The 24,045-nt window shown below is 41.6% G+C and carries 23 protein-coding genes; 8 read left to right on the top strand and 15 right to left on the bottom strand.

Going from position 1 to position 24,045, the window contains the following annotated elements:
• Positions 1 to 83: 83 nt before the first annotated feature.
• The 7 genes from H8Z82_RS13800 to H8Z82_RS13770 form a co-directional block, all read right to left on the bottom strand.
• Positions 84 to 320, bottom strand: a complete 237-nt coding sequence (locus H8Z82_RS13800; RefSeq protein WP_186995422.1) for a DUF3343 domain-containing protein — start codon at positions 318 to 320, stop codon at positions 84 to 86.
• Positions 321 to 405: 85 nt separating this feature from the next.
• Positions 406 to 1,491 carry an aspartate-semialdehyde dehydrogenase gene (gene asd, locus H8Z82_RS13795; RefSeq protein ID WP_173743430.1) on the bottom strand — a complete coding sequence of 362 codons (1,086 nt, stop codon included), beginning with the start codon at positions 1,489 to 1,491 and terminating at the stop codon, positions 406 to 408.
• Between the two features lie 150 nt (positions 1,492 to 1,641).
• A complete protein-coding gene (gene argH / locus H8Z82_RS13790; protein WP_019161156.1) occupies positions 1,642 to 3,021 on the bottom strand; it encodes an argininosuccinate lyase in 1,380 nt (459 codons plus the stop codon).
• A gap of 110 nt (positions 3,022 to 3,131) precedes the next feature.
• Positions 3,132 to 3,755: an epoxyqueuosine reductase QueH gene (locus H8Z82_RS13785; protein ID WP_186995421.1), complete on the bottom strand. Its 624-nt coding sequence runs from the start codon at positions 3,753 to 3,755 to the stop codon at positions 3,132 to 3,134.
• A gap of 3 nt (positions 3,756 to 3,758) precedes the next feature.
• The gene (gene asd / locus H8Z82_RS13780; protein WP_186995420.1) at positions 3,759 to 4,643 is read right to left on the bottom strand and encodes an archaetidylserine decarboxylase; all 885 of its coding nucleotides are present in this window, start codon (positions 4,641 to 4,643) and stop codon (positions 3,759 to 3,761) included.
• A 20-nt stretch (positions 4,644 to 4,663) separates the two neighbouring features.
• Positions 4,664 to 5,284 (bottom strand): CDP-alcohol phosphatidyltransferase family protein, encoded by a 621-nt coding sequence (locus tag H8Z82_RS13775; protein ID WP_186995419.1) that lies wholly within the window; start codon positions 5,282 to 5,284, stop codon positions 4,664 to 4,666.
• 3 nt (positions 5,285 to 5,287) lie between these two features.
• Positions 5,288 to 6,325: a lysylphosphatidylglycerol synthase transmembrane domain-containing protein gene (locus H8Z82_RS13770; protein WP_019161152.1), complete on the bottom strand. Its 1,038-nt coding sequence runs from the start codon at positions 6,323 to 6,325 to the stop codon at positions 5,288 to 5,290.
• A gap of 199 nt (positions 6,326 to 6,524) precedes the next feature.
• On the opposite strand from H8Z82_RS13770, the gene H8Z82_RS13765 reads away from it, so the two are divergent.
• Entirely contained in the window at positions 6,525 to 7,292 is a 768-nt protein-coding gene (locus H8Z82_RS13765) for an ABC transporter ATP-binding protein (RefSeq protein ID WP_019161151.1), read from the top strand.
• Complete coding sequence (locus tag H8Z82_RS13760; protein WP_334298261.1) at positions 7,285 to 8,076, top strand: ABC transporter permease; 792 nt, start codon at positions 7,285 to 7,287, stop codon at positions 8,074 to 8,076. The genes H8Z82_RS13765 and H8Z82_RS13760 overlap by 8 nt, the downstream gene beginning before the upstream one ends.
• 136 nt (positions 8,077 to 8,212) lie before the next feature.
• On the opposite strand, the gene H8Z82_RS13755 is transcribed toward H8Z82_RS13760, so the two are convergent.
• Positions 8,213 to 9,151, bottom strand: a complete 939-nt coding sequence (locus H8Z82_RS13755) for a nucleotidyltransferase family protein (protein WP_186995428.1) — start codon at positions 9,149 to 9,151, stop codon at positions 8,213 to 8,215.
• 250 nt (positions 9,152 to 9,401) lie between these two features.
• Between H8Z82_RS13755 and H8Z82_RS13750 the strand changes: the two genes are divergently transcribed.
• A complete protein-coding gene (locus tag H8Z82_RS13750; RefSeq protein WP_186995417.1) occupies positions 9,402 to 10,982 on the top strand; it encodes a hypothetical protein in 1,581 nt (526 codons plus the stop codon).
• A 65-nt stretch (positions 10,983 to 11,047) separates the two neighbouring features.
• On the opposite strand, the gene H8Z82_RS13745 is transcribed toward H8Z82_RS13750, so the two are convergent.
• From H8Z82_RS13745 to H8Z82_RS13735, 3 genes are read right to left on the bottom strand one after another with little or no spacing between them, the layout of a single operon-like run.
• A complete protein-coding gene (locus H8Z82_RS13745) occupies positions 11,048 to 11,785 on the bottom strand; it encodes a hypothetical protein (RefSeq protein WP_019161147.1) in 738 nt (245 codons plus the stop codon).
• 30 nt (positions 11,786 to 11,815) lie between these two features.
• Positions 11,816 to 12,862 (bottom strand): acyltransferase, encoded by a 1,047-nt coding sequence (locus tag H8Z82_RS13740; protein WP_147641555.1) that lies wholly within the window; start codon positions 12,860 to 12,862, stop codon positions 11,816 to 11,818.
• 53 nt (positions 12,863 to 12,915) lie between these two features.
• Positions 12,916 to 13,659 (bottom strand): DUF3825 domain-containing protein, encoded by a 744-nt coding sequence (locus H8Z82_RS13735; protein ID WP_019161145.1) that lies wholly within the window; start codon positions 13,657 to 13,659, stop codon positions 12,916 to 12,918.
• A 281-nt stretch (positions 13,660 to 13,940) separates the two neighbouring features.
• Here H8Z82_RS13735 and H8Z82_RS13730 point away from each other — a divergent pair, with 281 nt between their 5' ends.
• The 4 genes from H8Z82_RS13730 to rfbD all read left to right on the top strand — a co-directional run bounded on the left by H8Z82_RS13730 (position 13,941) and on the right by rfbD (position 18,324).
• Positions 13,941 to 15,122 carry a MerR family transcriptional regulator gene (locus H8Z82_RS13730; protein ID WP_186995416.1) on the top strand — a complete coding sequence of 394 codons (1,182 nt, stop codon included), beginning with the start codon at positions 13,941 to 13,943 and terminating at the stop codon, positions 15,120 to 15,122.
• 176 nt (positions 15,123 to 15,298) lie between these two features.
• Positions 15,299 to 16,195, top strand: coding sequence for a glucose-1-phosphate thymidylyltransferase RfbA (gene rfbA / locus H8Z82_RS13725; protein WP_019161143.1), 897 nt, complete (start codon positions 15,299 to 15,301; stop codon positions 16,193 to 16,195).
• A gap of 155 nt (positions 16,196 to 16,350) precedes the next feature.
• Complete coding sequence (rfbB, locus tag H8Z82_RS13720; RefSeq protein ID WP_173743444.1) at positions 16,351 to 17,379, top strand: dTDP-glucose 4,6-dehydratase; 1,029 nt, start codon at positions 16,351 to 16,353, stop codon at positions 17,377 to 17,379.
• A 3-nt stretch (positions 17,380 to 17,382) separates the two neighbouring features.
• On the top strand, positions 17,383 to 18,324 hold the full coding sequence (gene rfbD / locus H8Z82_RS13715) for a dTDP-4-dehydrorhamnose reductase (RefSeq protein WP_186995415.1): 942 nt from the start codon (positions 17,383 to 17,385) through the stop codon (positions 18,322 to 18,324).
• A 105-nt stretch (positions 18,325 to 18,429) separates the two neighbouring features.
• On the opposite strand, the gene H8Z82_RS13710 is transcribed toward rfbD, so the two are convergent.
• Genes H8Z82_RS13710 through H8Z82_RS13700 form a run of 3 tightly spaced genes read right to left on the bottom strand, consistent with a single transcriptional unit; the run spans position 18,430 to position 21,621 of the window.
• On the bottom strand, positions 18,430 to 18,621 hold the full coding sequence (locus tag H8Z82_RS13710) for a hypothetical protein (RefSeq protein WP_207724680.1): 192 nt from the start codon (positions 18,619 to 18,621) through the stop codon (positions 18,430 to 18,432).
• A gap of 25 nt (positions 18,622 to 18,646) precedes the next feature.
• Positions 18,647 to 20,614, bottom strand: coding sequence for a TRAP transporter permease (locus H8Z82_RS13705; protein ID WP_019161139.1), 1,968 nt, complete (start codon positions 20,612 to 20,614; stop codon positions 18,647 to 18,649).
• Positions 20,615 to 20,619: 5 nt separating this feature from the next.
• Positions 20,620 to 21,621, bottom strand: a complete 1,002-nt coding sequence (locus H8Z82_RS13700; protein ID WP_019161138.1) for a TAXI family TRAP transporter solute-binding subunit — start codon at positions 21,619 to 21,621, stop codon at positions 20,620 to 20,622.
• A gap of 181 nt (positions 21,622 to 21,802) precedes the next feature.
• On the opposite strand from H8Z82_RS13700, the gene H8Z82_RS13695 reads away from it, so the two are divergent.
• On the top strand, positions 21,803 to 22,417 hold the full coding sequence (locus H8Z82_RS13695; RefSeq protein WP_186995413.1) for a cytidylate kinase-like family protein: 615 nt from the start codon (positions 21,803 to 21,805) through the stop codon (positions 22,415 to 22,417).
• Between the two features lie 175 nt (positions 22,418 to 22,592).
• Here H8Z82_RS13695 and H8Z82_RS13690 read toward each other — a convergent pair whose 3' ends face one another.
• Entirely contained in the window at positions 22,593 to 23,987 is a 1,395-nt protein-coding gene (locus H8Z82_RS13690) for a glycine--tRNA ligase (RefSeq protein WP_022380971.1), read from the bottom strand.
• Between the last annotated feature and the right edge of the window lie 58 nt (positions 23,988 to 24,045).

Raw genomic sequence — 24,045 nt, 5'->3', positions numbered from 1 at the left:
TCAAAACCAGTATATTTTTCCAATGTCAGGCTCACTGACAGCTATATTTTAACATAAACCACTCTGCGCGTCAAAGCTGTATGTCACATCAGGATCTGGTATATTCCTTCATATTCCAGGTCTTCCTCCCTGAGGTATTTTTCTACAGTATCCTGATTTTGTCTGCTGCACTTCCACGCCAGTCCACAGGAAGCTGAGATTTCTCTGGGTACAGGGATAATCCTGCCTTCAAATCCTGTTTTCTTTCCTCTGCTCTCCATAGCCATGGCCTGAGTAGTGGACACAAAGGTAATGATCACTGTTAAATTTTTTTCTCTCATATCTGCTCTTATTCCTATCTTCCACCATTGTATCATATGGTCAGAAAAGGGATGTCATACAATGACATCCCCTTTATTTTTCTTATTATTTTGCCTGAATATATCCCTTTGCCTTCAGAGTCTCTGCACAGAGAACAGCTCCGCCTGCAGCACCTCTGACTGTATTGTGGGAAAGTCCTACAAATTTCCAGTCATACACAGTATCCTCACGGAGACGTCCTACAGATACTCCCATACCATGCTCAAAGTTTACATCTTCTGTAACCTGTGGACGGTTGTCCTCTTCCAGGTACTGGATGAACTGCTTCGGAGCACTTGGAAGCTCTAATTCCTGCGGAAGTCCTTTAAACTCTACTAATGCTTTGATCAGCTGCTCTTTTGTAGGATTCTTGCGGAATTTAACAAATACAGCTGCTGTATGTCCGTTCAGTACAGGTACACGGATACACTGGCATGTGATCACCGGCTCTGTAGCAGGTTTGATCACGCCGTCTTCTACTTTACCCCAGATTCTTAATGGCTCTTTCTCGCTCTTCTCTTCCTCGCCGCCAATGTATGGGATAATGTTTCCAACCATTTCCGGCCAGTCCTTAAATGTCTTACCTGCTCCGGAGATTGCCTGATATGTAGTAGCAACTACTTCATATGGCTCGAACTCTTTCCATGCAGTTAATACAGGAGCATAGCTCTGGATAGAACAGTTTGGTTTAACCGCGATAAATCCACGTGTTGTTCCAAGACGTTTCTTCTGAGATTCGATTACATCGAAGTGTTCCGGATTGATTTCCGGCACTACCATCGGTACATCCGGTGTCCATCTGTGAGCACTGTTGTTGGAAACAACCGGTGTCTCTGTCTTCGCATATTCTTCTTCGATTTTCTTAATCTCTTCTTTTGACATATCTACAGCAGAGAATACAAAATCAACAGTAGCAGCAACTTTCTCCACTTCATTTACATTCATAACTACAAGCTTTTTCACAGCTTCCGGCATCGGTGTGTCCATTTTCCATCTTCCGCCTACAGCTTCCTCATATGTTTTTCCGGCGCTTCTCGGGCTTGCAGCTACGGTTACTACCTCAAACCATGGATGATTCTCAAGAAGTGAGATAAATCTCTGTCCTACCATACCTGTGGCACCTAAGATACCAACTCTCAGTTTTTCACTCATAATATAATCTCCTCTTTGCGTGTCATCTGACTCTATTTTCCTGCGTCAGACCTTCTTTTTCAGATGTCTCTATTTCACGCACATCTGTCGCTCTTGTACATACTATAACAAATTAAAGTAAAATGCAACCCTTTTTTATGTTTTTTCAAATTAATTCTGTTCCAGATATTTCCGGTTCTCTGCAATTACCTTTTTCATAACTTCAGATCCCGGGGCACCAATAGTCATACGTTTCTCTACACAGGTTTTCATACTGATAGCTTCATAGATATCCTGTTCAAATACAGGACTGATAGCCTTGTATTCTTCCAGTGGAAGTTCATCCAGTGAAATCCCTTTGTCAATGCAGGTAAGGACCAGACGTCCTACAATACCATGGGCATCCCTAAAAGGTACACCGTGATTTACCAGATAATCTGCTGCATCTGTAGCATTGGTAAATCCGTTCTTTGCACTTTCTTCCATATTTTTTTTGTTAAACTGCATAGTTGAGATCATTCCTGTAAACAATGCCAGACAGCCTTTCACTGTGTCAATGGCATCAAAAGTAAGTTCTTTATCTTCCTGCATGTCTTTATTATACGCAAGCGGAATTCCTTTCATAGTGGTAAGGATAGAAGTCAGAGCTCCATATACACGCCCTGTTTTTCCTCTTACCAATTCTGCAATATCCGGATTCTTTTTCTGAGGCATAATGCTACTGCCTGTACTGTAGGCATCATCAATTTCCACAAAACGATACTCATTGGAATTCCACATAATGATTTCCTCGCAGAAACGGCTCATATGCATCATTATGGTAGAAAAGGCTGACAAAAGCTCAATCACATAGTCTCTGTCTGAAACAGAATCCATACTGTTTCTGGTAGGTCCGTCAAAGCCCAGAAGCTGTGCGGTATATTCTCTGTCCAGCGGATATGTGGTTCCTGCCAGTGCTCCTGCTCCTAAGGGACAGGTATTCATTCTCTTGCGGATATCGGAAAGTCTGCTTCTGTCACGGACAAACATCTCAAAATATGCTCCTACATGATGTGCCAGAGTAACAGGCTGCGCCTTCTGCAAATGAGTAAAGCCCGGCATATATGTATGGATATTCTCCTCCATGATCTTCTGCAGTGCTTCAAGAAGCTTCTTTACCAACTCATCTGTCTCATCAATCTCATCCCTCACATACAGTTTCATATCCAGTGCCACCTGGTCATTACGGCTTCTTCCTGTATGAAGCTTCTTACCGGCATCTCCGATTCTGTCAATAAGATTTGCCTCTACAAAACTGTGAATATCTTCATATTCAGATGTAATCTCAAGTTTTCCAGATTTTACATCTGCAAGAATTCCATCCAGACCATTTTCAATCTGTATTTTTTCCTCTTCTGTCAGGATTCCTTGTTTTGCAAGCATTGCTACATGTGCTTTGCTTCCTCTGATATCCTGCTCATAGAATTTCTGGTCAAAAGAAATTGATGCATTAAAATTATATACCAGTTTGTCTGTTTCTTTGGTGAAACGTCCGCCCCAAAGCTGTGCCATAGTATTTATTCCTCGTTTCTTTCTGAATTTTAGTACTTTTGTGCATTAGTGTATCATATTTTTTTCAGATTGCAAAGTAATTCATTTTGATTCTTTCAGTTTGTAACTAATTATTTATTTGAAGCTTCTCTTCTGGAATATACACATCCGCAGTAATTCTGCCGGTAAAGATCATATTCATGAGAAAGCTCTATGGAACGCTTATATCCATTTTTTTTCTTAAAATCGGAAGGAAGATGTGTTACATGATAGATCTCTGCCAGCTCTTCTCCGATTTCATTGATCCTGGCTGCATTTTTTAGCGGACTGATAGACAGAGTGGTCGTGAAATAATCATATCCACCTTCCTTTGCCAGCTTTGCTGCTTCTTCCATACGCTGACGATAACACCTAAAGCAGCGTTCTCCTCCTTCCGGTATGTCTTCCAGTCCTTTTGCCATCCTGAAAAATTCCTGTGGATCATAGCGCCCCTCTATCAGTTTGACCGGATGCTCAAATTCCATAGAATTTACCAGGCGGGTAATTTCCTGTACCCGTTTCCTATACTCTTCTTCAGGGTAAATATTGGGATTGTAATAAAACACTGTAATATCAAAATATTTTGACAAATATTCCAATACATAGCTGCTGCAGGGTGCACAGCAACTGTGAAGGAACAGGCTTGGGACTTTATTCTCTTTCTGTATCTGTCCTATGAGCCTGTCCAGTTCCTTTTGATAATTTCTTATATTCATGAATTATTCTCCTGTTTTGCGCTTTCTGGTCTCACCGATACGCTCTCCCATTCTGACAACCGTTTCATATCCATTTTCGGTATTTTCAATCAGATCATAGTCCAATCTTACCTTTCCATGCTGCAGAAGAAGAATAATCGTGGAACCTCCGAATTCAAACCAGCCTTTTTCCTGTCCCTTTTTTACTGAAACAGATTTTTTCTCCACATTGGTGATTTTTCCCACCATCATGGCACCTACTTCCATCATAAGTACAGTCCCGAATTTCTCTGTTTTCAGCAAAGTATATTCTCTGGCATTTTCTCTGTAAATAGGATATACCTCATTTGCTACAGGATTTACAGTATGAAAAATCCCCGGTACCACTACATTATCAGATTTTTTACCTTCTGCAGGATAGCAGAAATGATGATAATCATCTACTGTCAGTCTGAATACCAGGGCATATCCGCCCAGATATCTTTCTGCCAGACTTTTATTACGAAGCAGCTGCTCCACTGTGTATTCTGTATCTTTAATCCAGAAACGGGAATTTTTATCAATCCTGTAAACAGAAAGCTTACCATCGCAGGGACTGACCAGCACCTTTTCCCTTTCATCAACAGGACGTTCTCCCAGGCGTAATCTGCGGGTAAAAAAATCATTCCAGGAAGAAAATTTCTGCTTTTCACAGATACTCAGATCAATTTTGTTTTTTTCCACAAAATCTCCCACAAACCTGGCCGAAAATCCCGTATTTAACAACCTGCCTGCCATTTTAGATACCCAGGGGCTGACCAGCACTCTGAGACAAAGTCTTCCACCCCGGTCATTATACAGATGACGCAATAATTTGTCCTGACCATTTTCCTCAACAGTTACATTTCCCACTCTGTCAATATATTTCATTGGTATATCTCTCCTGTTTACTATATAAAACGGAACATCTTTGCAAGTGCCAGTGCTACCACAACTACCAGAAGAATACGCACCGGATTCTGTGGTTTCTTTACCTTAATATTTAAAATAAAAAGAAGGCCTACTATAATTACCGCAATATGTATCACAATCAGAAAATGAATCATATAATATCTTCTCATCAGATACAGAAAGGGCAGAATGATCGCCATGGATGTGATCGGCAGTCCCTGATAGTATTTCCGGTTTTCTTCCGTCTGTGTCTGTCTCTTAGCTTCTGTCACATTAAAATATGCCAGACGGATCACAGATGCTATACTGTAAAATATCAGGGAAGCCACTCCTGCAGGCGTATTTACACCCAGGCAGTAACAGATCATTACCGGAAAAACTCCAAAACAGACTACATCACAGAGTGAATCAATTTGAATCCCAAAATTCTTCTCATCCTCTGTACGGTTCTTTTTAGTTCTGGCTATTTTTCCATCAAACATATCACAAAGTCCTGACAATGCCAGACAGAAAATGGCCATTTTGAAGTTCCCCTCCAGAGCCATTGTAATTCCAAACACGGAAATTCCCAGACTGATATATGTAAGAACCACCGTATAATCATAAAATCCTAAAAACATGTTTTACCCCCTATTTTCTTCCTGTACTTTTCGTCCTATTACCAGATGTGCCACACAGGTCATCACTGCACTGATGAGCATCTGTGCATAATAGGAAATTCCTCTGCTCAGCAGCATGGCCGGAAGTAATGTCTCCCCAAAAACCGGTGCAAAGATAACCAGATACAGTGATTCACTGATTCCCATACCTCCCGGCAAAGGAAGCATGTCTACAGATACCGAAATCACTGACTGTAAAATTGTCAGAGTCACGATCCCATATTCATGAAATCCCAGGGAACGATATACCCAGTAAGTAACTGTAAACAAAATAATACGCTGTACAAAAGTGATCAGAAACACTTTCAGAATCACCAGCTTATGTCCTGCCCAGAATGCTGCTGTCGCATGATACTGGTCCATGGAATTTTCCAGTTTCTCCAGTCTGCTTTTTCTGGGTTTCAGGAATCTGAAATGTTCCAGCAGTTTCATTCCCTTTACCATGAGCCATTTGGCAAGTCCAGGTGCAAACACCAGAATCATCATAAAGGAAACACAGAACACATTCAGTCCCACACCAAGATAAAATACCCACATATACTGTCCTAAATATCCTGTCAGAAATCCTTTTCCGAATATCCATAACAGAATACCGATCAGCACCAGAACTGCTTTATAAGTGATCGTAACGATCATCAATACCAGCGTGGTCACCGGTATAGGAAGTTTATCTTTCTTCATGTAATAAATCTGCATGGGCTGTCCCCCTGTGGCAGAAGGAGTAATGCAGCTAAAAAAGAACCCCACAAAGGAATACAGGGCACAATGCCCCATTTTAACCCCTGCTCCCAATGTCCTCATCATATAGAAAATGATCACGGATTCTCCCAGAATAAAGAGTACCACACAGATCACACTGATAATCAGATACACCGCATTTGCCTGTTGCACTGTAGAAATAATTTCTCCCAGATCCTCTCCCTTAAACACCATATATACAGTCAGAGAAAACACAAGGATCAGAAAGATAAAATTAAAAACCGCCTTTTTTTTATCTGTCATAATTTCTGTACACTTTCCTGCATATTTTATGCTCTGTTACCGTAACTTCCAGTGCATTCACAAATAATGAACTACACTATAGTTACACTAATCGTCTTATTATATCATACCTTCATGGGTCTGCATATCATAAAATATATATGCAACCCAATATCTCTTTCACTTATATTTGTCAGAAAGATTTTTAATGGAGGTAAAAATGAAACCACTGCTGGAAGTATCAGATGTCTGTCTTTCATACCACAGTATTTCCGGGGAAACCAGAGTCCTTTCACATATATCCTTTTCACTATTTCCAGGAGAATTTCTCGCAGTTGTAGGTCCCTCCGGCTGTGGAAAATCCACTCTTCTAAACCTGATATGCGGATTACTGAAGCCTGAACAGGGACAGATTCTCCTGAACGGAGAACCAGTGTTTGCCGGAGACTGCCGCATTGGATATATGTTGCAGAAAGATCACCTTCTGGAATGGCGGAAAATTTACAAAAATGTAATTCTGGGACTGGAAATACGCAAAGAACTCACTGCCGAAAAACTGGCCTATGTAAATCAGATGTTACTCACCTATGGCCTGGACAAATTCCGCAATGCATATCCTTCTCAGCTTTCAGGAGGAATGCGCCAGCGTGCTGCACTGATCCGCACTCTTGCCCTGTCTCCTATGCTTCTTCTGCTGGATGAACCCTTTTCCGCGTTGGATTATCAGACCCGTCTCAAGGTCAGTGATGATATCGGTAAAATCCTGAAAAAAGAGAAAAAAACAGCAATCCTTGTCACTCATGATATTTCAGAAGCGATCAGTATGGCAGACAGAATACTGATCCTCTCTCCCCGACCCGCCACAGTTCAGAAAGAGCTTTCCATAAATCTGTCTGTTCCAGACCGCACTCCCCTGTCTTCCCGCAATGCACCAGATTTTAAAACTTACTTTAATCTTATCTGGGAGGAATTAAATCATGATGCCTGAACCATCCTATTACCAGCAATTATTTCTTCGCCGCATAAAACGGGAGAAACAACTGATCGTGCTGTGGAGAACCGCTGTTTTTCTTTTGTTTCTCCTTATCTGGGAGTGTTCTGCCAGATATGGTCTTATTGACTCTTTTATTTTCAGCAGTCCCTCTCTGATCTGGAAAAGCTTTATGGAAATGTGCCGGGATCTGTCCATTTTTTCTCATCTGGGAATTACAGTTACAGAAACCCTGATCAGTTTTTTCATAGTAGTGATCCTGGGTGCCGGACTGGCAGTGCTTCTCTGGTGTTTTCCCAGATTGGCCCAGGTCACCGAGCCTTATCTGGTAATACTGAACAGTCTTCCTAAATCTGCACTGGCACCCCTTCTTATTGTATGGCTGGGTGCCAATGAGCGAACCATTATTGTATCCGGAGTATCTGTTGCAATCTTTGGTTCCGTTTTAAATCTATATGCCGGATTTCAAAATACTGATCCAGATAAGCTTAAACTTATTGAAACCCTGGGTGGCGGAAAAAAAGAAAAATTCCAGAAGATCATACTCCCCTCTTCCCTTCCTCTGCTCCTCAGTGTGATGAAGGTGAATATCGGTCTTTGCCTGGTGGGAGTAATCATCGGTGAGTTCATCGGTGCCAGGCAGGGGCTTGGCTATCTGATCATCTATTCAAGCCAGACTTTCAAGCTTACCTGGGTTCTGATGTCCATCACTCTTCTGTGTATCATTGCTCTGATTTTGTATGGAATTCTGGGGCTCATTGAGAGATATGTTACAAAGTAAAATTCTTACCTCTTCTTATCTTTTAACGAAACTCATCCTGCATTTTCTTCAAAGTTTTTTATGATACAGAAAACCGGGACAACAGATCATGAGACCATTCTCATGTCCTGTTGTCCCGGCCATCCAGTGCCATTTATTATTTCAGATCTGAAAAAAGTTCTTCCTGATATACACCTGCATCTATCAATTTACCAAAGGATTCTATTACATAATCCTTATCCTCTTTATAAGTTACACCAAACCATCTGTCACTGGAATCCAGCACCTTTACAGATACTTTCCCTGCCTGAAGCAACTCATCAATATAAATGGGAAGCAGATACTCTGCCTTCAGAATATTCTCTTTGGAGGTATTCTGGAAAAATTCCCTGAATCCATCTTCCAGAAGCTGTACAAACTCCGGTGTCAGCCCCCACATATTCATGGAAACATAAGATTCCGGATCTACCGGTGTCAGTCCCCCCTGGTGCTCTACAGCTGCACCCTCAGCAGTTTTTACAATATTGTGAGTTTCATGTACTGCTGTCAGATATCCTGACTTATTGGTTTCACAGATACCACGGGTAACAGTACCATTTTCACTTAGCGTATTCTTCAGGATAAAGCCTGCCATACACAGCTGTTCTGCCTTATCCGGAGTATAACCTTCCAGAAAATCATGAAGCTTTACAAAGGCTTCCTTTCCATAATAATCATCTGCATTTATAACTGCAAATGGCTCATGAAGTACCTCTCTGCAGGCCAGAACTGCCTGTCCTGTTCCCCAGGGTTTCGTTCTCTCTGGCACAGTTTCTACTCCATCCGGGAGATGATCAAGTTCCTGATATGCATAAGCAATCTCCACACCCAGATCATCACAGATTTTCTGGATACGGTCACCAATTGCTTCTTTAAATGCTTCCCTGATATCCTTGCGGATAATAAACACAATCTTATTAAATCCAGCTTCTATGGCATCATGAATGGAATAATCCATGATGATCTCACCATGTCTGCCAACAGGTGCCAGCTGCTTAATTCCACCGCCAAAACGTGAACCGATTCCTGCAGCCATAATAACCAATGTTGTTTTCATTTCCACACGTTTCCTCATTTCTTCATTTTATGTGTAATTCTATTTACAGTTTAATCGAAATAGATACAAAATGCAATACCTACAATATTTCCGCAAAAAGCTGTAGATTCTTGCAATATTTTCTGATAAAATAAACTTAATCCTAACGAGTGTCTATTAATTATCGGATTTTATAAATAAATTTTTTCTGCCAATAATTAATACTCCCTATGGATATCTCTTATTCACTTTAATTAAAAGGAGGTTCTTTATGAAAAGAAAAAAATGGTTACAGAAAACTGCAGTTCTTTGTACTGCTATGGTTTTAAGCGCAACATCCATACCTTCTGCTGGTTTTGCCGCAGACAGTTATGCTGATATCGAAAAAAGTGCCCTGGCAAAGATAGCCAGCGAATTTGCTGCTTCCTATGCCACCTCTCTGGAGCAAAGCCAGGATCTTGTCTCCGGGGTCAAAGGCGATATTACTGTAAATATAGAAGATTCCGGACGGTCACTTCTGGGATTTGTCGCTCCCTTCGATGTATCTTGGCTGAATAATGCCTCTGTTACCATCAACAGTTCTTTCAAAGATAACAAAGAAGGCGGTTCCATGGCACTTCTCGTAAACGACAGTCAGGTCTGCACCCTGGATTTTTATTTTGACCCGGATACCGAAGATATGTACATGAAAGTTCCGGAACTTTCTGATAAATATATGAAAGTAAATCTTAAGGAAGCAGAAGATGACGAAACTCTTGAGGCATCCACAGAAAGCCTGAGTGACTCTGTAACGCTTCTCAACAATATGACAGAAGTCATGCCTGAAGCTTCTGTAGTAGAATCCTTACTTAACAAATACGGTACCATCCTTATTGATAATGTGAAGAGTACTGACGGTACTTCCGATACCCTTACTGCCGGAGATATCAGTCAGGACTGTACTGTATATGAAGGTACTCTGGACTCTGAGGCTGCAGTCAGAACTCTTACCGCCGTTCTGGAAACTGCAAAATCAGACAAGGAAATTGAAGCAATCCTTGAAAAATGGGCTGCTGTACTTCCTGACAGCCAGGATCTGAAGGAACAATTCCAGGAAGCAGTTGACAGCGGTCTGGACGCACTTAAGGAAGATTCCTCAGATGAGGCTTCCCAGGATGAATATTTTTCTTCTAAAACCTGGGTCAACGAAGACGGAAAAATCATTGGCCGTTCCCTTACCATGCATGATGCTTCCGGGGATACTCCTGTTTTCACCTGGCAGATGCCAATGAACGATTCCTCTTATGGATATCTGTTGGAAATCTATGCTGAAGACGAAGTTTATGCACTTTCCGGAAAGGGCACCATTGAAAATGACATATTAAATGGTTCCTACCAGTTCAGCATGAACGATGAGCCTGCTGCAAATATTGAAGTAAAGGATTATGACACAGTGGAAGCTAAAAAAGGCAACATCAATGGAAGCTACTCCATTTCCTTTATAGCGGATGAGTCTGATGACAGCTCTGATGTTTCTCCTCTGACTAATTTTTCACTGGATGCAGATATTGCAAGCACTGCAGAATCCGGTTCTGTCAAGCTTGGTATTGTCAGTGCAGGTGCAACACTGGGTTCTGTTTCATTGGTTTCCGGCAAAGGTGACGGAGTGGATATTCCTGATCTCGCCTCTTTAAAAGATGTGTGTGATGTGTCCAACGATGATGATATGACTGACTATGTATCATCCATGGATTTCACAAAGCTTATGGACAATCTCACTGCCGCAGGTGTACCGGATGAAGTGATCACCTATATTTTAAGTGGTGGAAGCTCAGACACTGATACAGAAATCGATAATGAATCCATCAACTAATATCTAAATGCAAAAAGCTGACAGTTTCTAAATTAGAAACTGTCAGTTTTTTACTGTTACAGCTATTACTCCTCACTTATAAGGCTTTCCATCCATTTTGCTGCATTTTTCTGGTTAGGTGCAGAAGCAGGTACCACAATCGTAATACTATCATAGCTTAATCCAAATTCCTCTGCCAGTCTGCTGTCTTTGATGGTAATATGTGTCTGATCAGACTGTGTTCCGAATTCCCCGAAAACATGATCACCAAGCAATTCTTCCAGGTTCAGGAAAATACCATCTGTATTCAATGAATCATATAACTGCTCCGGCATCAGCATAACATCCAAAGTCCCCGCCTGAACCTGTGTCATATATGCGGTCTGGGCATAATAGTCCAGATTGCCTCCTGTTTCATCTGTAGTAATATTCACACTGATCTGTACTTTACTATATTTATCCTCTGTCACACCCAGAAGCTCTTCCACCTGTTTTTCTATATCATCTGTATCACTCAGCTGGGAATTAACAGCTGCAATTGACAATACCGTTTTTGTTTTTGCATTTATATACCAGTCTTTTAACACAAATGCAAGCACGATAGCTGCCAGAATCCCAAACATTACCGGCTTATAATACATCCAGATATATTGAAGTTTTTTTCCGGGTCCCATTCCCTTTAATTTTTCTTTTTCAAGCAGGCGTTTTTCCTTCCGTGACAGATCTGATTCATTTTTATAGACCGGGTTAAGCACACTTTCATCATGCCCTGTCTGTTTATCTTTGGTTGCTTCCAATATTTTTTCCTGATTATTTTGTGCCATTTGATCTCCTTTTGTCTGAATATACCTGTATTATAATGGACTGCCTTTACGCCACAGGCCAAACTGCTTGGATAATATATCAACTATATCATATTTTTCCCAGAATGAACAGATCCGATAAACCAGTGCAATCATCCCTATTGTAAACACGCATACAGCAAAAGGACGAATCCACAGATAAGCCAGATTATCTTCAAAATTCCCGGCAACTGCCAACACCCGCATCATGTCTCCCACTGCCAGATGAAAAAGGTAAACCGGAAAAGCCAGTTTTGCCCCTACAGCAGTCAAAACCTCCGGCATCCGGATCCGGGTTCCCCAGAGAACAGTCAGAAGAAAAATACTGATACAGATCAAAATAGAGCCTACATATATTTCTTTTGCCCCAAACTGTGAGGATTCCCATATTGTCATCCCAATACCCACTGTCATTATCAAAATCAGAGTAATATAACCAATCTTTCTGCGAAACCAATATAGATATTCATGGAACATCTGACCCAGAAGATAAAAGGACATACCTGTAAAAAGCCAGTTTCTGTATTCCATAATACGATAGGAATATCCAAAAAAGCTGCTGAAATACCCTCTCCATAAGAGTCCACCCAGCAATACCGGGATACACAAAAATGCAATTTTACGCAAATGAAATCTCTCTATCAAATAATCCAGCATATAACAATAAATCAATGCCGGCAAAAACCACAAGTGTCCACGTAGCGGAGAAGTACTGTTATACAAAAGCAGCTTCATAATATTCTGTCTGTCTGTAACTTCCCTGATCCATCTGTAAAGATTTTCCCCTGTTACCAGTCTTTTACTGATTTCCCAGATAAAATAAAAAGCCATTGAAAAAATCATCAGTTTTACAATATGAAATATTTTTCCCGGGATTCTGTCAGAAGCATCTTTGCCATTATAATAACAGAAATAACCGGATATCATAAAGAAAAACGGAACTGCAAATCTTGACAAAGCTTCTATAAATACACCGGTTTGTCCGGGCAGGTCAATATGGATAAAAATAACCATACATGCTGCAATTGCCTTCATACCATCTAAACATTTGTTTCTCATAATTCTTACGCTTCCTTTACAGCATGACAGTATAGCAAAGGCCTTTTTTTCTGTCAAGACGGTAACAGCCAGCTCCTGTCCTGTCTTGCCAGAAGCCTGGCATTATGATAGGCCATTCTGAGAGTCAGGCAGGTTCTCCCCAGATATCTGCCTCCATCAGAGGTTTTCATACAGGCCAGAGCCAGGTCTGGTTTACCGGGATGACGCAGGCAGATAGGAAGCAAAAGCTGTATGGAATGATTATAATACTGGGGAATGGCAGTTTTATAATCTGCTTCCAGCATTCTCCTAGTCTGCTTCAGTGCACCGTCAAACAGCTGCAGACGCATACTACTCTCCCGCACCTCTGTGGGAAGCCGCTCTGCATTGTCTGTATCCCCGAAAATATGATCATATTGGGGTATAATGGGAAGCTTGGTATCAAATACCAGTTCTGAAGGATCATTCACATAACATGCCCGCTCCGGCAGATCAGTAATCCCTTCCTTCACTAAATGATAATCCGTATAAAAGCCGTCCAGAAACCATCTCTGCCTGTCCGGAACCAGATTGGGAATAAAAAAAGCATAGATTGGCTGATAATAATGATTAAAGAGTCCTGTATTAAAGATTGCATATTTTTCCTTTTCCCAGACCTTTCCCTCCTCATAAAGTCGTTTAAATGTATGCTCCAGATATCCTTTCAGGATTCCATTATCTTCTGTGCCGGAATAACTCCACCGCTCCGGTACAATCCCTGCAAGATTCACAATCTGCCGGTTATAGTCCCCACAGTAGGTAAAATCAAATAAATTCATGCATTTCCTCCTGCTTTATTGATCATTCACTTTTAAACCCTGTATCATTATATTGTATTTTGGAAAATTTACGGCAGAACTGCCAGATCAGAATTCGTACTCTTTTGTAAGTCCTTTTGACTAACCATAGCACATTTTTTCTGAAATAACAAGAGCTTTCCAACTGCAGTCTTATTATTGCCCTTATTATTATTTCATATTATAATGAGAATTGTGTGAGCTGCTTCGCAACGGAGCAATTGGTAGATATCAGGGAAAACTCAGAAAGGAAAAGATTTAATATGAAAAAAAAGGGTTACTACTCTTCCGGTGAATTTGCACGTATGGCCCATGTAACGCTTCGTACCATACGTTATTATGACAAACAGGATCTTTTAAAACCATCTTTTGTAACGGAATCAGGCGCCCGTTTTTACACAGACAGCGATTTTGCCAGACTCTCACAGATTCTGCTGCTGAAATATCTGGGCTTTTCACTGGACGATATCCGCGAAATGATCATCGATGACACAGATTATCATTTCATGGAAAATTCTCTGAATATTCAGCTGAAGCTGGTCAGAGACCGGATCGAACAGATGCAGCTGGTGGAAAAAGCAATCCAGGACACTACAGAAGCAATCCGCTCCAGACATGTTATTGACTGGAATCAGATGCTTGATCTGATTCACCTGACCGGTATGGAAAAAAGTATGAAAAACCAATATCAGAATGCTTCCAATATTTCTTCCCGTATTAATCTGCACAGCCTCTATTCCCAAAATAAGCAAGGCTGGTTTCCATGGATTTATGAACAGTGCCAGATTGGTTCCCATATGAAAATCCTGGAGCTTGGCTGTGGTGACGGAGCACTTTGGACACAGAACCTTTCCCTTTTACCAGCCAATATTTCCGTCACCCTTTCTGATCTGTCCTCCGGAATGCTTTGGGACGCAAGACGTGCTCTGGGCCGTAAAGACAACCGCTTCTCCTTTGAGGCTTTCGACTGTTCAGAAATCCCTTACGAAAATAACAGCTTCGATCTGGTAATCGCTGATCATGTACTTTTCTACTGTGAAGATATTCCCGCAGTATGCAGAGAAATCCACCGTGTCCTTGTTCCCGGCGGAAAATTCGTCTGCAGTACTTATGGCAGCCGCCACATGCAGGAAGTCAGCCAGCTGGTACAGGACTTTGACAGCCGAATCGTCCTGTCTGCAGACAAACTTTATGAACGTTTTGGCAGAGAAAACGGAAGGCAGATCTTATCTCCCTATTTTTCCCACATTTCCTGGAAAAACTATGAGGACTCCCTTCTGGTCCCTGATGCAGAACCTCTGATCTCCTATATTCTTTCCTGCCACGGAAATCAAAATCAATATCTCCTGGACAGATATAAGGATTTTCGCTCTTTTGTATCAAGAAAAACCAGAGATGGTTTCTTCATTACCAAGGATGCTGGTATCTTTTTTTGTGAAAAATAACCAAAATTTAATTTTTTTGTAAAAAGTGCTTGAAGGTGACGCTAGGTCACCTTTTATAATACAATTATCATAAACCGGAGAAAGTTGGGAAATCTCCGGTAACACAGAAAGCTATATACATCCAGTGCAGCCCTGTATATGAACAGCTGTACTGACAAGGAAAAAGGAGACTACTCATGAAAGGTATTATTTTAGCAGGCGGCTCCGGCACACGCCTTTACCCGCTCACAATGGTAACATCAAAGCAGCTTTTACCCATCTATGATAAACCAATGATCTACTATCCAATGTCTGTACTGATGAACGCAGGAATCCGTGACATCCTGATCATCTCCACTCCACAGGATACCCCTCGTTTTGAGGAGCTTCTGGGTGACGGACATCAGTTTGGTGTTCACCTTACCTACGCTGTACAGCCAAGCCCGGACGGACTTGCACAGGCATTTATCATCGGCGAGGAATTTATCGGTGATGATACAGTTGCCATGGTTCTCGGCGATAATATCTTCGCAGGACATGGACTGAAGAAAAGACTGAAAGCTGCTGTAAAGAACGCAGAATCCGGCGAAGGTGCTACTGTTTTCGGATACTATGTAGATGATCCGGAGAGATTCGGTATTGTAGAATTTGACCATGAAGGCAAGGCTATCTCAATTGAAGAGAAACCGGAGCATCCGAAGAGCAACTACTGTGTCACAGGTTTATACTTCTATGACAATCGCGTCGTAGAGTATGCAAAAAATCTGAAACCAAGCGCCAGAGGCGAACTTGAGATCACAGACCTGAACCGCATCTATCTGGAAAAGGGCGAATTAAACGTAGAGCTTCTCGGACAGGGATTCACATGGCTGGATACCGGTACACATGAAAGTCTTGTGGAAGCTACCAACTTTGTAAAAACAATGGAGAGCCACCAGCACCGTAAAATCGGATGTCTGGAAGAGATTGCATATCTTAATGGCTGGATTACAGAAGATGATGTACTGAAGGTTTATGAGGTACTGAAGAAAAACCAGTATGGTCAGTATTTAAAAGACGTTCTGGATGGTAAATATTTAGACGTACTTCACTGATTCAGAATCTGTTTTCTGATTTTGCCGCATTTTTTTCAGTTAAACAGAAATTGAACTATATCAATCCCTTCTTCCCGTAATCTGTCAGCAATTCTGTTTCTGACAGATTACAGCAGAAGATGCAATTATAATTTCAAAATCAAAGGAGAATTTTAATGAACATTATCGTAACCGGCGGTGCCGGATTTATCGGAAGCAACTTTATTTTTCACATGTTAAAAAAATACCCGGATTACCGCATCATCTGTCTGGACTGTCTTACCTATGCAGGAAACCTTTCCACTCTTGCACCTGTTATGGACAATCCTAACTTCCGTTTTGTAAAAGAAAGCATCACAGACCGTGAGGCAGTTTACAAACTTTTTGAAGAAGAACATCCTGATATGGTTGTTAACTTTGCAGCTGAGAGCCATGTAGACCGTTCCATCGAAAATCCAGAAGTGTTCCTTACCACAAATATTATCGGCACTGCTGTTCTTATGGACGCATGCCGCAAATATGGTATCAAACGTTATCATCAGGTATCCACTGATGAAGTTTACGGAGATCTTCCATTAGACAGACCTGACCTGTTCTTTACAGAGGAAACTCCCATCCATACAAGCAGCCCTTACAGCTCTTCCAAAGCTTCTGCAGACCTTCTGGTTCTGGCTTACCACAGAACTTACGGACTGCCTGTAACCATCAGCCGCTGTTCCAACAACTACGGCCCATATCATTTCCCGGAAAAACTGATTCCGTTAATGATCGCCAATGCCTTAAATGACAAACCACTTCCTGTTTACGGAAAGGGTGAAAATGTCCGTGACTGGCTGTATGTAGAGGATCACTGCCGCGCCATCGACCTGATCATCCACAAAGGACGTGTAGGGGAAGTTTACAATGTAGGTGGTCACAACGAAATGACAAACATTGATATTGTTAAGATTATCTGTAAAGAGCTTGGCAAGCCTGAAAGTCTGATCACCTATGTAGCAGACCGTAAAGGTCATGATATGCGCTATGCCATCGACCCCACCAAGATCCACAACGAACTTGGCTGGTTACCGGAAACAAAATTTGCAGACGGTATCAAGAAGACCATCAAATGGTATCTGGATAACAAAGAATGGTGGGAAACCATCATCTCCGGTGAATATCAGAACTATTATGAGAAAATGTACGCAAACCGTGGGGAGGCATAATTTATGAGAGTTTTTGTAACAGGTGTAGGCGGTCAGCTTGGACATGATGTTATGAATGAACTTGCGAAACGAGGCTATGAAGGTGTGGGAAGCGACATTGCTCCTTCCTACAGCGGAATTGCAGACAGCACTGCTGTCACAACCATGCCTTACGTACAGATGGATATCACAGATAAGTCATCTGTGGAAAAAGTTATCAAAGAAGCAAAAGTGGATGCAGTAATCCACTGTGCTGCATGGACAGCTGTAGATGCTGCTGAGGATGAAGAAAATCAGCCGAAAGTTCGTCTGGTAAATGTAACCGGAACTCAGAACATCGCTGATGTGTGCAAAGAACTTAACATCAAAATGCTGTATCTGTCCACTGACTATGTATTCGATGGTCAGGGAACCACTCCATGGGAGCCTGACTGCAAGGACTATAACCCATTAAATGTCTATGGACAGACAAAGCTGGACGGTGAACTTGCCGTATCCGGTACTGTTGATAAATTCTTTATCGTCCGTATTGCATGGGTATTCGGCAAAAATGGCAAGAACTTTATCAAAACCATGATCAATCTGGGAAAAACACATGATACTCTTTCCGTAGTCAATGATCAGATCGGTACACCTACTTATACCTATGATCTGGCAAGACTTCTGGTAGATATGATTGAAACTGAAAAATACGGTTATTATCATGCAACCAATGAGGGCGGATATATCAGCTGGTATGATTTCACAAAAGAAATCTTCCGTCAGGCCGCTACCATGGGACACCCGGAATATCTCCCGGAAAACATGACAGTAAACTCCGTCACAACTGCAGAGTATGGAGTTTCCAAAGCAGCACGCCCATTTAACAGCCGCCTGGATAAGAGCAAGCTGACAGCCAATGGCTTCACTCCTCTTCCAACCTGGCAGGATGCACTGGGACGTTATCTAAAAGAACTGGATTTCTAACAAGACGGAGTAATTTCCTATAACATAAAAAATCAGCTGGCAGCCGGCATATATTATACCGATTGTCAGCTGTATTTTTTAATACTCTTTTTCTGTTTTCTTCTGCTATTCTTTTTCTCTGCTGCGCTCCATATATTTTTCCATATCCAGTATTTTCTCTGATTTTGCAACGATCAGGGATGCTGCCACATCACCAAGACTATTGCTCATGGCACGCATCATGCCCAGAAGTGAGTCCATGCCCATGACCAGAATAGAGAAAAACATGGATAACAACATTCCTCTACTGATTTCCACATTAAAGCAATCGGAATTTTATCTCTTAGGACACTGCTTTCGTTTTGTTCTGCTGTATTTTCTGCCATGCACATCCGGCAACGATCAGAAGCAGTCCCAAAATATCCGTCATAAGCGTTGGATTGATAAGCATCAGTCCTCCTACAGCCAGCATAACGCGGACAATTGCAGGCATCTTCGTAAACAGATATCCTTCCAGTGACGCTGACAGACCAAATACACCGATCAGTGAAGTAATAAAGATCTGAACTACACTGACAGCAGTGGTATCGATCAGAAGCATGGACGGATTAAAGCAGAATACATAAGGTACAATAAATACTGCAATCGCCAGTTTCGAAGCTGTAAACGCAGTCTTCATTGGGTTCGATTTTGCAATGGCAGAACCTGCATAAGCAGCAAGTGCTACCGGAGGTGTAATATCTGCTACAATACCGAAGTAAAATACAAAGAAGTGGGCTGCCATAATCGGCACTCCCATACGTACCAGAATCGGTGCGCAGGTTGCTGCCATGATACAGTAGTTTGCAGTAGTCGGAACACCCATACCAAGAACAATACAGCAAAGCATTGTCAAAAGAAGCGCAATGATCAGTTTTCCGTTTGCAACACTGATAATTCCGTTAATCAGGTCATTCGCAAGGCCTGTCATAGTAATGGAACCGGAAATGATACCTGCAACACCGCAGGCCACAGCTACAGAAATAACGCCTCTGCCACCTGCTTCCAAAGCATCAAGACACTTGGAAACACTGATTCTGTTCTCTTTATCAAACAGACTTACTATAATAGAAAGAACGATTGCATAGCTTGCTGCTTTCTGCATGGTCATATAGTTTCCTGATACCCAGATAACCAGCATAACCAACGGTAATAACAGATAAATCTTACGGATCAGAATCTTAAATACAGGAAGTTCTTCTTTCGGAATACCGGAGAGGCCCAGCTTCTTAGCTTCCAGATGAACTGCAATAAAGATTCCTGTGAAATACAGCAATGCCGGCAGGATTGCCCTGACAATGATCTGTGAATAGGGTACTCCTATAAAATCAGCCATAAGGAATGCAGCAGCTCCCATAATCGGCGGCATAATCTGTCCACCTGTAGAAGAAGCCGCTTCTACTGCACCTGCAAACTCCGACTTATATCCAGTTTCTTTCATCATAGGGATAGTAACAGAACCTGTGGTAACTGTATTACCTACAGAAGAACCAGAAACCATTCCGCAAAGAGCAGAACTGATAACTGCTACCTTCGCAGGACCACCTGCATATTTTCCAGCCACGCAGTTTGCAAGCTGGATAAAGAAATTAGAGATTCCTGTTCTCTCCAGGAACGCACCAAAAATAATAAACACTACAATATACTTAGAGCATACATTTACAGGTGTGGAAAAAATACCCTCTTTTGTATAAAAAAGGTTACGTACCAGGAATTTCACCCTGCCAAAAAACGCCGGGTTTGTAAGTCCTACAGCCAGGGCATAGATCAGGAAAAAGCCGGCTACAATCAGGATTGGCAAACCAACACAACGTCTGGTAAGCTCAACAAGTGCCAGAATGCCAATAATGCCGATGATAATCTGATAGGTTTCAAATCTGGTACCCTGATTAATAATTTTATTCGCACTAAAAGTGAAATACAGAAACGCTCCTGTGCCAAGCAGCATAAAAATAATATCGCTTATCGGCATATAATTCTCTCTGATGTCACCCTTCTTTGCAGGATAAGTCAGAAACCCGATCAGAACGATCAGTCCCAGGAAAGAAGTCAGTCGAATTTCTTCCAGGAAGGTTGCAAAAAGTGTTACATAGATACACCACAGTGAGAAGGCGATGAGAATTCCGCGGATAGCAATCTTATATTTTCCTGTCCATATACGGATATTAGACTCACGGTCATATTTTTTCATAACCGCATCTACATCAGCTCCCTCAGACTCTGACTGTCCCACCGGAGATGTATTTACTTTTTTACTGTTATATTCTTTCATACCGGTTATTCCCCTTTCGTGTCAACTGTAATTCCATGCTCTGCATAATAACGTGCAGCACCTTCATGGAACGGTATCGTCATACCTGTAGTGGCATTCTCCAAGGAAAGCTCCTCTCCCTTTGCATTCTCGGATGCAATCTCATCTGCATGGTCAAAAATAGCAGCCGTCATATCATACACTGTATCATCGTCCAGATTCTCAGATACAACAATTGTTGCCTTAACGGTGATTGTCTCTACCGGTTCATCCTGTCCCGGGTAAGTACCTGCCGGAATCTGATAAGTGGTATAGTATGGACAATCATTTAGAATAGATTCACGAATATCTCCGTCAATGTTGATCAGATATACTCCATTCGTTGTTGCAAGCTCTGTAATTGCTGTTGTAGGTGCTCCTGCAACAATAAATGCAGCATCAATCTTTCCATCCTTTAATGACTCCTTACTGTCTTCAAAGGAAAGATACTGTGGATGAATGTCATCAAGAGTAATACCTCCTGCATTTAACACATCCAGTGCATTAAAATACACACCTGAGTTTGCTGCACCGATTGATACGCTCTTTCCCTTCAGATCCGCTACTGTTTTAATATCAGGATCCATGGTGAACAACTGAACTGTCTCAGCATAAAGACCACCCAAAGTTCTGAAATCGTGAGTCGCACCATCCTGCTCAAAGGCTCTTACGCCATTCCATGCGTAAGCCATAACATCAGACTGTACAAATCCAAGCTGAAAATCCCCGTCCTGAACAGACTGCAGATTTGCCTTTGATCCACCAGTAGAAACAGCTGTAACCTTCACATCTGTGTTATTCGTAATATACTGGGCAATTACACCACCATAAGAATAATAGGTACCTGCCGTACCTCCGGTACCGAATGTCAGGCGGGTTTTACCCTGTCCACAGCCACTCAAAAGACTGACTGCAAGAGCCAGAGACACAACCAGGCCAATGAGTCTGCCTGATTTTCTTTTGCTTCCGATAAGCTCTTTTTTTCGCATAGATTCATCTCCTTCTTTCAAATTATATAAACATGTCAAAATATTATATCATATTTATTTAAAAATGAAAATATTTATTGAAGACTGGCACAAAAAACGTTACAATGAAACTAAGAGTTACTGTTCACTCCGTTATCAGTAACAAATAATATACAAACTTAACCTGATGGAGGTAACTATTATGGCTAAAAAAATATATCCAGTCATCACGATCAGTCGTGAATTCGGTGCCGGCGGACACAGCATTGCAAAAGTGCTCTCAGAACGACTGGGCATCCCTTATTATGATAAAGATTTTGTAAAAGAAACTGCTTCCAGAAGCGGATATTCTGAAGAAGATATTGAACGTGAAGGTGAAAATTTAAGCCGGAGCGCCAGACTTCTGGACAACTTTCTTGGAAATTCCATGAACTATTCCAGCTCCCATGATGCCATTTTCCGCGCACAGAAAGAACTGGTTCTCCACCTTGCACAGCAAGACTGCATCCTGATCGGACGTTGTTCCAATCTGATCCTGCGCGAGGCCGGAATCCCAAGTCTGGATGTCTTTCTTCATGCAGATGTTGATTTTCGTACAGAACATGTCCGCAGGTTAGGCTTAAGCGGAAAGGAAGATCCGCGAAAATACCTGAATAAAATAGATGATATGCGTGAAACCTACTTTAAGACATATACGAAACATAATCTTGGTACATACCGCGACTACGATCTGTGTCTGGATACCGGAACTTTAGGCTTTGATGCATGTATTGATATTGTTGAGAAACTTGCCCGTCAAAAAGCTCAGAAAGACTAATATCGCCACAATTTTTCATAAAAATCATCAAAAACAAAGATGCCGCTGATCATTATATTTTGATTCAGCGACATCTTTGTCTTTTATTATAGCATCTTTACAAAAATTAATATTCCAGACTTAAAAGCAGTAAAGTACCTAATCTGGTGTACCCACAAATTACTCCCTAAATCAATTAGAATGTAAATTTGTCTGCGAAATATGCATCCAGTTCATCGATCTTCACACGAACCTGCTCCATAGTATCACGGTCACGGATTGTAACTGCTCCGTCATTTTCGGACTCAAAATCATAAGTTACACAGAACGGAGTACCGATCTCATCCTGTCTTCTGTAACGTTTACCGATATTTCCACGGTCATCATATTCACAGTTATATTTCTTGCTTAACTGCTGATAGATCTTCTCTGCGCCCTCATTAAGCTTCTTGGAAAGAGGAAGCACACCAATCTTAACAGGTGCAAGTGCAGGATGGAAATGAAGAACTGTACGAACATCATTCTTCTCTGCATCCAGAACTTCTTCGTCATATGCGCTGCACAGGAATGCCAGTACCACACGGTCAGCTCCAAGTGACGGCTCGATTACATATGGAATGTATTTCTGTTTCTTCTCATCGTCAAAGTATGTCAGATCCTGTCCTGATACGTTCTGATGCTGTGTCAGGTCATAGTCTGTTCTGTCAGCGATTCCCCAAAGCTCGCCCCATCCGAATGGGAACAAGAACTCTACGTCAGTGGTAGCTTTGCTGTAGAAGCTTAATTCTTCTGCATCATGGTCACGATAACGAACTTCTTCATCCTTCAATCCAAGAGAATGTAACCAGTTCAGGCAGAAGTTCTTCCAGTATGCAAACCACTCAAGGTCTGTATCCGGCTCGCAGAAGAACTCAAGCTCCATCTGCTCAAATTCACGTGTACGGAATGTGAAGTTACCCGGTGTGATCTCATTACGGAAGGATTTACCGATCTGACCGATACCAAATGGGATTTTCTTACGGGATGTTCTCTGAACATTCTTAAAGTTTACGAAAATACCCTGTGCTGTCTCAGGTCTTAAATACACTGTATTCTTAGCATCCTCAGTAACGCCCTGGAAAGTTTTGAACATCAGGTTAAACTGACGGATATCTGTAAAATTATGTTTGCCGCATGTAGGACATGGTACATTGTGATCTTTGATGAAGTTCATCATCTCTTCCTGAGACCATCCATCTACAGAGCTCTCAAGTTCAATGCCATTCTCCTGGCTGAAGTCCTCAATGATCTTGTCTGCACGGAAACGTTCATGACATTCCTTACAGTCCATCAGTGGATCAGAAAAGCTTCCCAGATGTCCGGAAGCCACCCATGTCTGTGGGTTCATCAGGATTGCACAGTCAACACCTACATTGTATGGGGATTCCTGAATAAATTTCTGCCACCATGCACGCTTTACATTATTTTTTAACTCTACGCCCAGATTACCATAGTCCCATGTATTTGCAAGACCACCATAAATTTCAGAACCCGGGTAAACAAATCCTCTTGCTTTTGCCAGAGCAATGATTTTGTCCATTGTTTTTTCCATGACTATTCTCCTCGTCTTTTATTTATATGACTAACGCTATTATAGCTGTATCTCTTTT

Origin of the sequence: Blautia difficilis (genome assembly GCF_014297245.1) — a bacterium.
GTDB lineage: Bacteria > Bacillota > Clostridia > Lachnospirales > Lachnospiraceae > Blautia_A > Blautia_A difficilis.
Note: the sequence above shows the minus strand (reverse complement) of the source record. Positions and strands in the feature narration are given on the sequence as shown.